This is a genomic window from Lichenihabitans sp. Uapishka_5, assembly GCF_033947565.1.
GTDB lineage: Bacteria > Pseudomonadota > Alphaproteobacteria > Rhizobiales > Beijerinckiaceae > Lichenihabitans.
In genome coordinates this window covers 21,066-33,735 of record NZ_JARPVX010000018.1, presented here as the reverse complement: position 1 = coordinate 33,735, position 12,670 = coordinate 21,066, and the positions used below count along the sequence as shown (strand labels likewise).

Genomic DNA, 12,670 nt, shown 5'->3' with positions numbered 1-12,670 from the left:
GGCTGGGTTCGCCCGTCGCCCTCAGGCGGCGTGCGACGCCTGCCCGGCCTGCATCAGGATGGCATGCAGCGCATCGGCGCCCCGGGTCATCCGCAAGCGCGCCGCTGTCTTCGGATCGCGCAGGAACCGGGCCACGCGGGCCAAGGCCTTCAGGTGATCCGCCCCGGCGATCTCCGAAGCGATCAGCAGAAACACGAGGTCGACCGGCTCGCCGTCCATGGCCTCGAACTCGATCGGCTTTTCCAGCCTGGCGAACACGCCGAAGATGCGCTCGCACCGGCTGAGCTTGCCATGCGGGATCGCCACGCCGTTGCCCACGCCGGTGGAGCCGAGGCGCTCGCGCTGCAGCACGGCATCGAAGATTTCCCGCCCGGCAAGGCCCGACACGACACCGGCGCGCTCGCTCATCTCCTGCAGCAGCGCCTTCTTGCCCGTCACCCGCAACGACGGCAGCACGGCTTCGGGCACGATGAGGTCGATCAAGATCATGTCAGGATGCCGGCCGAGGCCGCGGAACCGGCGGCGCCCCTCGGGGAGCTGGCGGCGGCCCTCGGGACGCCACGCGTGCCCGGCGGCACAGCCCCGCATGGCGACAAAGCATCCCGACCAACCCGCACGTTCAGCTCCCCACCCGCGACCATCGACGCCCCCGAGGCAAGACGCATGCCGAAACAACCGAGGATGCCGTTCGAACGCCGTCGCTCGACGGTCGCCCGACGGGGCGACCGCCCTGTGAACGACCTTGTGTTCGGCTCCTCGTCAAAGTCCGTCACCGCCTATGAGGCGAGGTCGAAGGGATCGATCCAGCCGATATGCCCATCGCTGCGCCGGTAAACGACGTTGACGTGGTCGGTGGTGGAATGAAGGAACACCAGCACCGGCGCGCCCGACATGTCGAGCTCCGCCACCGCGGCCGCCACAGAAAGGCCGCGCAGCGGCTTCTTGGTCTCGGCGACGATCAACGGGCTGTAGTCCTCGGTGGCCGGCTCGTCGCCGGGCTGCTCGATGGTGCGGTCGGGCATCAGCGGGAGCGGATCGGCCGCGGCCGCGACAGGGTGCCGGTCCCGCAGCCGGCTCTTGTAGCGTCGCAAACGCCGCTCGAGCTTGTCGGCCGCCTGGTCGAAGCAGGGATAAGGGTCCTGGGCGCGTCCATCGACCTGCAGGGTCATGCCCGAGGGCAGGTGCAGCGTCACATCCGAGCGGTAGCCGGAGCCTTCCGTCTCGATGGTGACGTGACCCGTGACCGGGCCGTCGAAGTAACGGCCGACCGCCGCGCCGATGCGCGTGCGGGCGTGATCCTGAAGCGCCTCGCCGATGGACAGGTTCTTGCCTGAAACCCGCAACGTCATGCCGTGCTCCCTGATCGCGTCATTGGGGCGAGACCGTTAGGAGCGCCTCGCCATGAAGTCAACGCGCGAGGGCGGCTTCCAGCCCAACGGTCGCGGCGCCCTTCTCGCGGCGCCGTTCGACCGAAGAGGGGATGCGCAGGCTTTCGCGATATTTCGCTACCGTGCGCCGGGCGATATCGATATTGGCCTGGCGCAGCCGCACCACGATGGCGTCATCCGACAGGATGCCGCCCGGGCTTTCGCCGTCGATCATCTGCTTGATGCGGAAGCGCACCGCCTCCGCCGAATGGGCGTCGGCGCCGTGCGAGGCCGGGATCGAGGCCGTGAAGAAGTATTTCAGCTCGAATAAGCCACGCGGCGTGCTCATATATTTGTTCGACGTCACCCGCGACACGGTCGATTCGTGCATGCCGATCACATCGGCGACGCTGCGCAGGTTGAGGGGCCTGAGGTATTGCACCCCGCGGGCAAAGAACGCGTCCTGCTGGCGGATGATCTCGCTCGACACCTTCAAAATGGTGCGGGCCCGCTGTTCGAGGCTCTTGGTCAGCCAGTTGGCGGTCTGCAGGCAATTGCTGACGAAGCTGCGGTCGGTGTCGGTCGTGGCCCCCTTGGTGACCCGGGCATAATAACGCTGATTGACCAGGATACGCGGCAGCACGTCGGTGTTGAGCTCGACGTGCCAGGACCCGTCGGGCGCAGCCGAAACATAAACGTCCGGGATCGCGGTCTGGGGCGGCGCGCCCCCGAAGGCGCGCCCGGGCTTAGGATCGAGCGCGCGGATCTCGGCCAGCATGTCGCGCAGATCGTCGTCGTCGACGCCGCAAAGCTTCCGCAGGGCCGCGAAATCGCGCCGTCCGAGCAGCGGCAGATGCTGCAGCAGGACCTGCATGGCCGGGTCGAGGCGGTCGCGGTCGCGCAATTGCAAGGCCAGGCATTCGGCAAGGTCACGCGCCGCGATGCCGGTCGGATCGAAGGTCTGCACGACCGCGAGGATGCCCGCCACCCGCGCCACCGGGGCGCCGAGGCGCTCGGCGACGGCCTCTACCTCATCCCGCAGGTAGCCACCCTCGTCGATGGCATCGATCAGCGCGTGGCCGATGAGGCGATCGACCGGGTCGGCCGTCGCGAGCGCCAGCTGATCGGCGAGGTGGTCGGCGAGGGTCGGGGCGCTGGCCAGATAATGGTCCGGGCCGTTCGGGTCCTCGCCGGTCGCCCCCCCTGCCCCGCCGCCGCTCCAGCTGGTCATCGACAGGCCATGGCCGTCGGGCGTCTCACCCCCGGTGCCGCCGCCACGGTCGCCGTCGAAACTGTTCGACAATTCGGTGCCGAGATGAGCCTCGAGGTCGCGCTGATCGGTCGCGAATTCGCTGGTGGTCCAGTCGCGCTCGTCAGTGCCTGCCGGCACAGCGTCGGCCGGCAGCGCGGGCTCGGCTCGTTCCTCGACGCGCTCGAGGATTGGATTGCGCTCGAGCTCTTCTTCGATGAAGGAGGCAAGCTCCACGTTCGAGAGCTGCAAAAGCTTGATGGCTTGGAGAAGCTGCGGCGTCATCACCAGGGTCTGGCCCTGCCGCATCACCAATTTGGCCGATAACGCCATTCACCCTACCCGGCACGCGGAACGCTCGGGGCGGCGCACCGCGCCAAACCCGCATGGACGGCAGACCGCCTGTCACTCCGTATAGCATGGTTCTTGCTAGGCCGAAGCTGCGCGACGCCCCGCTTGGTTAAGACGGCTTGGTTTTACATGCGGAAATCCTCGCCGAGGTAGAACCGCCGCACATCCGGATGCACCACGATCTCCTCGGCCGTGCCTTCGGTCAGCACGTGGCCGGAATGGATGATATAGGCCCGGTCGATCAGGCCGAGCGTTTCGCGGACATTGTGATCGGTGATCAGCACCCCGATGCCGCGGCCCTTCAGATGACGCACCAGATCCTGGATGTCGCCGACCGCGATCGGATCGATGCCCGCGAAGGGCTCGTCGAGCAGCATGAAGGAGGGGTGGCCGGCAAGCGCGCGGGCGATCTCGCAGCGACGGCGCTCGCCGCCCGACAGCGCGATCGAAGGCGTCTTGCGCAGCTTGGTGATGTTGAACTCCTCGAGCAGCTCGTCGAGTTCGGCCTCGCGCTTCTTCTTGTCGGGCTCGGTGATCTCCAGCACGGCGCGGATGTTGTCCTCGACGTTGAGGCCGCGGAAGATCGAGGCTTCCTGCGGCAGGTAGCCGATGCCGAGCCGGGCGCGGCGGTACATCGGCAGCGCCGTCACGTCGTGGCCGTCGAGTTCGATACGCCCCTTGTCGGGCTTCACCAGCCCGGTGATCATGTAGAACACCGTGGTCTTGCCGGCCCCGTTCGGACCCAGTAGGCCGACCGCTTCGCCACGGCGCACGAAGATGCTGACGTCCTGCACCACGCGGCGAGCCTTATAGGCCTTGCCGAGGTTGTGGACGCCGAGCACCCCTTCCTGGTTGGGCACGCCATCGGGCGGCAGCGCGGCGCCGTCCTCGGCCACTGGCATGACAGGATCCAGGCGTGGCGCGGCCACGTCCTTGCCGGAGCGATCCCAGATCCGTTTCAACGACACCATGCGGCTCCTTACGCCGACGCACCGACGAGGGGAAGCCGGCGCGTTCCGCTCGGGGCGCAGGCGAGCTGCGGAAACCCGTGCCGCCTCATGGCTGGGCCGGCGCGGCCTTCTTCCTGGAAGCTGGCGCCGCGGGTTTCTTGCCGGCCGCAGGGGCGGCGGCCGGCGCGCCTGGCGCCCCAGGCTCCGGCGACCCCGGGGTGAAGACGCTGCTGACGCGACCGTTGGTCTTGCCCGAGAAGACCTGGGCCTGGCCGGAGGTGAGGTCGTAGACCAGCCGGTCGCCCCGCGTGACGTTGGGCCCCTGGCTCAACGTCACGTTGCCGATCAGGGTCACCTTGTTGTCGTCGCGGTCGTAGCTGCCGCTGTCGCCGGTGCCGATCTGGTCCTTCGACACCAGCGTCACCGGCCCCTTGGCGTCCATGTGGCGAACCGAACTGTTGGCGCCCGGCGCATCGGGCGCGCCGCCGGCCGCAGGCGGCGGGGCGGCTGCGCCGGCGGGCTGCGGCCCGGCCTTCGGATCGGTCTTGGTCAGGAAGATGACGAGCTGCGACGCCTTCAGGGTGGAGTCGCCCTGCACCGCCACCACGTCGCCCGTGTAGACGAGCTTCTGGTCCTTATCGAAATAATCGAGCTTGCCGGCATTGATGTTGATGGGCTCGTGCGAGCCGGCGCCCGGCAGCATCGCCATCGGCGACTTGGCACCCTGGGCGGAGGCGGCCGTGCCGGCCCCGAACAGGCCAAGGCTGACGATTGAAGCCCACATCGGGCCCCGCATGGCGGCTGCAATCACTGAACCGTTTCCTTCATGGCCGGCGCTCCGGCCGCTGCCGCCGTCTGCGAGGGCGGCTGCATCACGGAATGCACGTGGCCCACGAAGGTGATCTGCTTGCCGTTGTCCACCATCGTCATCGCATCGGCGCTGACGGAGCCAGACGACATCAACACGGTGACGGGCTCGGGCGTCGACACATCGCCGCCCTTGAACTGCACATGGGCGCGGCTCATGCGCACATCATAGCCCGAGGCGCCCGACAGGTGGATGTTGCCTTCGAGGTCCATCAGGTCCTTCGAGGCATCGTAGAGCCCCTTCTCGGCCACGATATGGGCCACCGTCTTGTCCGGCATGGTGACGTGGGCGTCGAGCTGGTTCAGCTCCAGCACGTTGGGCTTGCGAAGGTCCTGTACGGCCGTCACGGCCGTGAAGTCATAAGGCCGCCCATCGGTGCGGAAGCCGGACATCTTGGGCTTCTGCATGGTGACGCGCGACCCGTTGAGCCCGGCGCCGCTGACCGACATGTTGTCGGGCAGCACCAAACGGAACGGGTCGAAGAACACATAGCCCACGATGCCGAGGCTGAGGGCCAGGACGCCCAGCACGATGCCGTGCCGCATCCACTTGACGCGGCGTGTATGACGGTTGGCGAGCGTAAAGGCACGGCCGCTGTCGCGGCCCGATACCGCAGTCAGCCGCCCTGTCGGGCCGGGATCCAGGGCGGTGTCGGTCATGCGGGACAGGCGGGGATCGGGGTTCGAGATCGTGCGCCGCTCCTATGCGGGCCGCATGGCCAAGTTGTGACCGGCAGGATGTCACTCGTGCGAGAAGATGTCGACCGCGGGCCAGCCCAGAAGGTCGAGCCGGCAGCGGGTCGGCAGGAAGTCGTAGCAGGATTGCGCCAGCGCGGCCCGCCCTTCGCGTTCCAGCACCACGTCGAGCTTGGCCTTCAAGGCATGCAGATGCAGGACGTCGGAGGCCGCATAGGTGGTCTGGGCGTCGCTGAGGGTCGTGGCGCCCCAGTCGGAAGATTGCTGCTGCTTTGAGATGTCGACGCCGAGAAGCTCGCGGCAAAGCTCCTTCAGGCCGTGCCGGTCCGTATAGGTGCGCACCAGCTTCGAGGCGATCTTGGTGCAGTACAGGTTCTCGGTCATCACCCCGAAGGCATGAAACATCACCGCCACATCGAAGCGGGCGAAGTGGAACAGCTTCTTCACCGACCGGTCGGCCAGCAGGCGCTCGAGGTTCGGCGCGCGCGTCTGGCCGAGCGCCACCTGAACAAGGTCGGCAGAGCCGTCGCCGCCGGACAACTGCACCACGCACAAACGATCGCGGTGCGGGTTCAGCCCCATGGTTTCCGTGTCGATGGCGACGCTGTCGCCATAGTGGCGATCCGCCGGCAGGTCGCCGGCATGAACCCGGATCGTCATGGTGTTGTCCCGTTCTCGAAGGCGTCGCATCGGCTCGCGGCAGCTAAACCATGGGTGGCGCGGCGTGGCAAACCCGGGCGGCCGCCTTCAGCCGGCCCGACGCGCCAGCACGGCCCGCTCGTGGCCGCCGAGGTCTCGCCGGCTGTCGTGTTCGACGAGGCCGGCCTGGCGCATGAGATCCGCGACCGCCGCCGCCTGCCCGGCCCCCACCTCCAGCACCGCGATGCCGCCCGGCGCCAGCAGCCGCGGCAGGTCGGCTGCGATCAGCCGGTAGCACGCAAGGCCGTCGGGACCTCCGTCGAGTGCCAGCGCGGGATCATGGTCGCGCACCTCGGTGGCGAGAGTCGGGATCACAGCGGTTTCGATATAGGGCGGGTTCGAGGCCACGAGGTCGAAGCCGCCCTCCGGCAGGGCCGCGCCCCAAGAGCCCTGCAGCACCAGGGCGCGATCGTCGAGGCCAAGCCCTGCAAGGTTGTGGCGGGCCACCCCGCAGGCCGAGCGCGAGCGGTCGACCCCCCAGCCGCGAGCCTGCCGGCATTCGCTCAACAGCGCCGCCAGGATGGCGCCCGAGCCGGTGCCGAGATCGCAGATGCGAAGCGGCGCGGTGCGGCGTGGCCCGAGTGCCCGGAGCGCTGCCTCGACGATCGTTTCCGTGTCGGGGCGCGGATCGAGCACGTCGGGGGTGACCGCAAGGTCGAGCCCCCAGAACTCGCGCCTACCGATGATGCGGAACACCGGTTCGCCGGCGAGACGACGCGCCACCCACGCTTCGAGCGTGGCCGTCGCCGCAGGGTCGAGCGGCGTCTCGGCCATCAGGGCGGCGGCGCCGAGCCCCGTCGCATCTTCGATGAAGATGCGGGCATCGAGCGCCGCATCAGGCACGCCGGCAGCTTCGAGCGCCTGCGCGACCCGGCGCCGCGCCTCGCTGAGCCTGAGGCCCGCCGGCAAGGCGAAGGCGCGCGTCGCGGTTGTCATCGGGTCACGCCGGCCCGACCTTCATGGGCGCTTTACCCAGCGGCACGTTCCAGCACGCGGCGCAGGCGGGCCGCAAAGGCCATCGGGTCCTTCGGGGCCTCGCCATCGACGATGCGGGCCTCGTCGAGCAGCAGCCAGGTCGAATCCTCGACCACCGCCTTGTCGGCGTCCCGGCCGAATGTCGCGGCCAGCGCGGTGACGAGCGGGTGGCCGGGGTTCACCTCGAGCACCGGCTTCGACAGTTCCTCGACGCGACCGTGCTGGCTGAGGATGCGCTCGAGCCGCCGGTCGGGACCGTTCTCGGGCGCCACGAGGCAGGCGGGGCTTTCGGACAGCCGATCGGACGCACGCACATCCTCGACGGCCTCGGCCAGGGTCTGCTTCATGAAGGCCAGCAGCGTCGCGACCGTCGGGCTGACGTCCTCAGTCTTCGGGGCGTCCTGACCCTGGGCGAGCGGCACCAGCTTGATGTCGGCGGCGCCCTGGGTCACGGATTTGAACGGCTTGCCGTCGAACCCGACCGCAGTGCCGACCCAGAAGGCATCGACGGGGTCGGGCAGCAACAGCACTTCGATGCCGCGCGCCCGAAACCCTTCGAGCTGCGGGCTTTGGGCCAGGCGCTTCGCGTCGTCGCCGAGAATGTAATAGATCGCGGTCTGGTTCGGTCGCAGGTCCGCCACATAGCCGGCCAGCGTGCGGGTCCCGTCCGGATGGGTCGAGGATGCGAAGCGCGCCAGCTTGTAGAGCGCATCACGGCGCTCGTAATCCTCGTAGAGCCCTTCCTTGATGACGGCCCCGAACGTGTCCCAGATCTTGCCGAAGGCATCCGGGTCGGTGTCGGCCAGCTTGGTCAGCTCGCTCATCACCCGGGTCGTGACGCCCTTCTTGATGGCCGCGAAGACGGGGCTCTGCTGCACGATCTCGCGCGACACATTCAGCGGCAGGTCGGCGGTGTCGACCACGAGCCGCACGAAGCGCAGCCACCCCGGCAGCAGATCGGCGTCGGCGGTGATGAGCACGCGCCGCACGTAGAGTTTCGCACGCCCCTTGCGGGCCGGATCGAACAGGTCGAAGGGCCGCGAGCCCGGCACGAAGGCAAGCGCGTTATATTCGTAGCGGCCCTCGGCGCGCCAATGCACCGTCAGAGCCGGCTCGTCGAACTGGCCCGCCAGCGTGCGGTAGAACTCGGTATATTGCTCGGGCGTCACGTCGGTCTTCGACTTGGCCCAGAGCGCCGCCCCGTCGGTGAGCGACTTCCCCTCCCCGTCCGGCTTGTCCAGGAAGCTGATCGGCACCGCGACGGCGCCCGAATGCTCCTTGACGACCGCTTCCGCCCGATAGGCGTCGAGGAACTCGGTGGCGTCGTCCTTCATGTGTAGGGTGACGCGGGTGCCACGCGCCGGTGCGACGGCGAGGTCGAGCGGCTCGATGACGTAGGAGCCCTTGCCGTCCGAGGTCCAGCGCCAAGCCTGGTCGGCGCCAGCGCGGCGCGTTTCCACCACCACCTGGTCGGCCACCATGAAGGCCGAATAAAAGCCGATGCCAAACTGGCCGATGAGGTTCGAGGCCTCGGCCTTCTTGTCCTCGTCGGCGTTGAGCCGATCCAGAAAGGCCTTGGTGCCGGAACTCGCGATGGTGCCGAGCGCGCTGACGAGATCGGCCTCGTCCATGCCGATGCCGTTATCGGCGATCGTCAGGGTGCCGCGCTCCTTGTCAAGCGACACCGCGATGCCGAAGGGGGCGCCGTCCGCCACCAGATCCGGATGGGCGATCGCCTCGTAACGCAGCTTTTCGCAGGCGTCGGCGGCGTTCGAGATCAGTTCGCGAATGAAGATGTCACGCTCGGAATAGATGGAATGGACCATCAGATCCAGCAGCCGGGCGACATCCGCCTGGAACGCATGGGTGGCGGGCTTTTCGCCGGTTGCGGCTTGGGCCTCGTCGGTCATCGGCACAGGGTCACCTCGAAATCGCCGGTTGCAACAATCGGGGCTCATATCGCGGTGTGGCGCACCGGTTGCAAGAGGCAGAGGCGACGCTTGAACGGCCCGGCGCGAAGCGCGACATTGCACGCAGGGCAAGGCAAGGTGAGGCATGGCTGAAAACGGATCGGATCGGAACGGCGGCGCGGAGGGCGAGGGGCGGCCCGCAGCCGTGCACCCGTTCCCGCCCTCGAAGACGCCGCGCAACGCGCCCGTCACCTTCGACCGGCACGAGTTACGCGACATCCTCAACGTTTATGGCCGCGGCGTCGCGAGCGGCGAGTGGAAGGATTACGCGCTCGACTTCACGCCGCAAAGGTCGGTGTTCTCCATCTACCGACGCGCTTCCGAGGTGCCGCTCTACCGGGTCGAGAAGGATCCGTCGCTGGCCCGCCGGCAGGGTGCCTATGCGGTCGTCAACGCGACCGGCTTCGTGCTGAAGCGCGGGCATGAGCTGGTGCAGGTGCTGCGGGTGCTGGAAGGCAAGCCGAAGCTGAGCGTGGTGTGAGATGACCATCGAACCCAAGGCCATGGGCACCATCGAGACGGGAACCGCCTCGATTGAGGGTGCCTGCCATTGTGGCGCGGTGCGCTTCAGCGTCCGGTTGAGTGGCGGCCTCGAGGCTGCCCGACGCTGCGACTGCTCGTATTGCGGCATGCGCGGCGCCGTCGTGGTGTCGGCCGCCACGCAAGACCTCACCGTGCTGGCCGGACAGGAAATGCTATCGACCTACCGGTTCAACAGCCTGGTGGCCGAGCACCATTTTTGTTCGCGCTGCGGGATCTACACCCATCACCGTCGGCGATCCAACCCAACCCAATTCGGCGTCAACGTGGCCTGCCTGGGCCTCAGCCCCTTCGCATTCCGGGAGGTGCCGGTCAATGATGGGCAGAACCATCCGGCAGACCCCGGTGGCCTGGATCGGGTCGCCGGCATGCTTCGCTACGAACCGAGTTCCAATAGCGATTTTTGAACGAAAAAAGCCCCGGATCGCTCCGGGGCTTTTCGATTTCGATGGGGCTTCAGAGCCTCAATTGTTCCGGTTGCCCATCAGATACAGCAGGCTCTGGAAGATGTTGATGAAGTCGAGATACAGCATCAGGGCGCCATTGACCGACTTCTTGGCCGTCATCTCGTGGCCGTCGCCCTCGTAATACATTTCCTTGATGGCCTGCGTGTCCCAAGCCGTCAGGCCCGAGAAGATGAGCACGCTGAGGATCGACAGGCCGAACTGGAACGCCGAGCTCTGCAGGAAGACGTTGACCAGGCTGGCGATCACCAAGCCGATCAGCCCCATCACCAGAAACGAGCCAATGGCCGACAGGTTACGCTTTGTCGTGTAGCCGTAGAGGCTGAGGCCACCGAAGGTCGCGGCCGTCACGAAGAAGGCGTTGGCCACCGATGCACCGGTGTAGACCAGCAGAATCGACGACAGCGACAAGCCCATGGTGGCCGAGAAGGCCAGGAACATGTTGCGGGCGCTCGCGGCCGACATGCGGTCGACGCGGAACTGGAAGAAGAAGATGAAGGCCAGCGGCGCCAGCATCACCACATAACGCAGCGGGCTCAGGTAAAGCGCGGCCCCGAACTGCGTCAGTGCCACGTGCATGCCACGCACCGCAATGCCTTCGCCGGCCGGCGCCACGGCCAGCATGTTGACGCCGAGCGCCACCATCCCCGTGATGGCGAGGCCGATCACCATGTTGTTGTAGACGCCCAGCATGTAGCCACGCAGGCCCTGGTCGATCTCGGCGGCGCCAGCCCGGGCCTGTGCACCCCAGCGGATCGACCCGTTGCGGTCGAAGTCGGACATGAAATCCCCTCAGATCACGAAACGCGCCGCCGTGTGGGGCGCGGAGAACAGGACGCAGGTGCATCCGATCGTATTGTGAAATATGGCCCGTTGGCGGCAAACCGGCAAGCCGGGGGGCCATCGCCGGCCATGAAGTTTCCGTAAGGCGTCAGCCGGGCGGATTGGCCTTGGCCTTGCGGCTCGGCTTTGGCGGCTTGGGCTTGGCGACCGGCGGCTTTCCGGCGGCGTCTCGCTCGAGCCGCGCTTCCAGCATGGCCAGCACGGCCGCCTCCTCGCCGGTCAGGTGGGCGAGGTTGTCGCGCAGTTCGGCCTCGACCCGTTCCTGGATCTGCAGCCGCAGCTCACCCGACAGATAGGTCTTCACCACCTCGGGGTGGATGTAGCATTTGCGGCAGATGGTCGGCGTGTTGCCGAGCCGCGACGCCACGTGCTCGATGGCCGTGCGCAGGTTCTTCTTGGCATGGGCTTCGGTGTCGAAGGCCTCGAACTCATGCAACGCCAGGGCCGCCAGCACGGTGCCGGCCCAGGTGCGGAAGTCCTTGGCCGTGATGGCGTGGCCGGTGATCTCGTGCAGGTAGTCGTTCACGTCATGCGACGACACGGAGTGCTGCGCCCCGTCGTGGTCGAGATATTGGAACAGGTGCTGGCCCGGCAGGTCCTGGCAGGCATGCACGATCCTGGCGGCGCGCTTGTCGTGCACGTGCAGGTTCCAGACCTTGTTGCTCTTGCCCTTGAATTCGAAGTGCAGGCTGGACCCTTCGACCGCGACATGCGGGTCGCGCAGGGTGGTCAGGCCATAGCTCTGGTTGTCCTTGGCATAGCCTTCGTTGCCGACCCGGATCAGCGTCGTCTCGAGCAGGTACACGACGGTGGCCAGCACCTTCTGGCGCGGCAGGCCGTGCAGGCCCATGTGTTTCTTGACGGTCGCCCGGATGGTCGGCAGCACCGAGGCGAAATCCGTCATGTGCTCGAATTTGACGCTGTCGCGCACCTCCCGGAAGGCGGGGTGGTAGCGGTATTGCTTGCGGCCACGGTCGTCGCGGCCCGTCGCCTGCAGGTGTCCGTTCGGCTTGGAACAGATCCACACGTCCCGGTAGGCCGGCGGGATCGCCAGATGGCGGATGCGGTCGATCACGGCGGGGTCGGTGATATCGACACCCTTGCTGGTCTTGAAGGCGAAGGTGTCGCCGACCTTGTGCCGGCTGATGCCCGGCATGTCGTCCGTCACATAGATGAGGCCGGCGCTTTCGGCGGCGTCGCGGGGATCGACGATCTCGTGGACCTCGGCGTCGTCGTCGTCCAGCATGGTGTGTCCTCGAACGCCGGCCCTCGCCGCCACCACGGGCCGGAGCCATTCGACAAAGGAGACCCTGACACCGCCGCCAGGGTTCCGGCCGCGACGATATGGCCAAGACCGCGCTTCGGGTTCCGCGCGGTCGGACGCCCGCCCGGCATCGCTTGCCCGCCAGGGCCGCGCCGTGATAGGGCCGCCGGGCACAGGACCCGCCGCGCGCATGCAGAAGCCGATCAACTGGACGAATTTCACGACGCTCGCCTGCGTCGCGATTTTGGTTGGCACTGAAACCGTGGGCCTGTCCTGGGCGGCCGGCTGGGCGCTCGGCGGCCTGTTCCAGCTGCCGGCCTCGTTCGCCCGTGGCGTCGAGATCCTGTTCGGCCTCGCGGGCTTCGTGCTGCTGTATTTCTTCATGCGCGCCGCCGCCAAGGTCGAGCCCATCCGCGGCTGACCGGCAGTTCGCGG

At 67.5% G+C, this 12,670-nt stretch carries 14 protein-coding genes; 3 read left to right on the top strand and 11 right to left on the bottom strand.

Annotated elements, in window-relative coordinates; all coding sequences use genetic code 11:
- Positions 1-21: 21 nt before the first annotated feature.
- The 9 genes from P7D22_RS09580 to htpG all read right to left on the bottom strand — a co-directional run bounded on the left by P7D22_RS09580 (position 22) and on the right by htpG (position 9,064).
- Positions 22-489 (bottom strand): PTS sugar transporter subunit IIA, encoded by a 468-nt coding sequence (locus P7D22_RS09580; RefSeq protein WP_319934000.1) that lies wholly within the window; start codon positions 487-489, stop codon positions 22-24.
- 287 nt (positions 490-776) lie between these two features.
- Positions 777-1,349, bottom strand: coding sequence for a ribosome hibernation-promoting factor, HPF/YfiA family (gene hpf / locus P7D22_RS09575; protein WP_319933999.1), 573 nt, complete (start codon positions 1,347-1,349; stop codon positions 777-779).
- 58 nt (positions 1,350-1,407) lie between these two features.
- Complete coding sequence (rpoN, locus tag P7D22_RS09570; RefSeq protein WP_319933998.1) at positions 1,408-2,949, bottom strand: RNA polymerase factor sigma-54; 1,542 nt, start codon at positions 2,947-2,949, stop codon at positions 1,408-1,410.
- 143 nt (positions 2,950-3,092) lie between these two features.
- On the bottom strand, positions 3,093-3,938 hold the full coding sequence (lptB, locus tag P7D22_RS09565; protein WP_319933997.1) for an LPS export ABC transporter ATP-binding protein: 846 nt from the start codon (positions 3,936-3,938) through the stop codon (positions 3,093-3,095).
- Between the two features lie 85 nt (positions 3,939-4,023).
- Complete coding sequence (locus P7D22_RS09560; RefSeq protein ID WP_319933996.1) at positions 4,024-4,728, bottom strand: LptA/OstA family protein; 705 nt, start codon at positions 4,726-4,728, stop codon at positions 4,024-4,026.
- Entirely contained in the window at positions 4,725-5,444 is a 720-nt protein-coding gene (gene lptC / locus P7D22_RS09555) for an LPS export ABC transporter periplasmic protein LptC (protein ID WP_319933995.1), read from the bottom strand. The genes P7D22_RS09560 and lptC overlap by 4 nt, the downstream gene beginning before the upstream one ends.
- An 81-nt stretch (positions 5,445-5,525) precedes the next feature.
- Positions 5,526-6,140, bottom strand: a complete 615-nt coding sequence (locus tag P7D22_RS09550) for a ribonuclease D (protein WP_319933994.1) — start codon at positions 6,138-6,140, stop codon at positions 5,526-5,528.
- Positions 6,141-6,227: 87 nt separating this feature from the next.
- Positions 6,228-7,115 carry a peptide chain release factor N(5)-glutamine methyltransferase gene (gene prmC, locus P7D22_RS09545; RefSeq protein ID WP_319933993.1) on the bottom strand — a complete coding sequence of 296 codons (888 nt, stop codon included), beginning with the start codon at positions 7,113-7,115 and terminating at the stop codon, positions 6,228-6,230.
- 32 nt (positions 7,116-7,147) lie between these two features.
- Complete coding sequence (htpG, locus tag P7D22_RS09540; protein ID WP_319933992.1) at positions 7,148-9,064, bottom strand: molecular chaperone HtpG; 1,917 nt, start codon at positions 9,062-9,064, stop codon at positions 7,148-7,150.
- Positions 9,065-9,209: 145 nt separating this feature from the next.
- Here htpG and P7D22_RS09535 point away from each other — a divergent pair, with 145 nt between their 5' ends.
- The gene (locus tag P7D22_RS09535) at positions 9,210-9,605 is read left to right on the top strand and encodes a DUF2794 domain-containing protein (protein ID WP_319933991.1); all 396 of its coding nucleotides are present in this window, start codon (positions 9,210-9,212) and stop codon (positions 9,603-9,605) included.
- Position 9,606: 1 nt separating this feature from the next.
- Positions 9,607-10,071, top strand: a complete 465-nt coding sequence (locus P7D22_RS09530) for a GFA family protein (protein ID WP_319933990.1) — start codon at positions 9,607-9,609, stop codon at positions 10,069-10,071.
- A gap of 57 nt (positions 10,072-10,128) precedes the next feature.
- Here the strand turns inward: P7D22_RS09530 and P7D22_RS09525 are convergent, their stop codons facing one another.
- On the bottom strand, positions 10,129-10,911 hold the full coding sequence (locus P7D22_RS09525) for a Bax inhibitor-1/YccA family protein (RefSeq protein WP_319933989.1): 783 nt from the start codon (positions 10,909-10,911) through the stop codon (positions 10,129-10,131).
- A 148-nt stretch (positions 10,912-11,059) separates the two neighbouring features.
- Positions 11,060-12,217, bottom strand: a complete 1,158-nt coding sequence (locus tag P7D22_RS09520) for a DNA topoisomerase IB (RefSeq protein ID WP_319933988.1) — start codon at positions 12,215-12,217, stop codon at positions 11,060-11,062.
- A 208-nt stretch (positions 12,218-12,425) separates the two neighbouring features.
- Here P7D22_RS09520 and P7D22_RS09515 point away from each other — a divergent pair, with 208 nt between their 5' ends.
- On the top strand, positions 12,426-12,656 hold the full coding sequence (locus tag P7D22_RS09515) for a hypothetical protein (protein ID WP_319933987.1): 231 nt from the start codon (positions 12,426-12,428) through the stop codon (positions 12,654-12,656).
- Positions 12,657-12,670 lie beyond the last annotated feature (14 nt).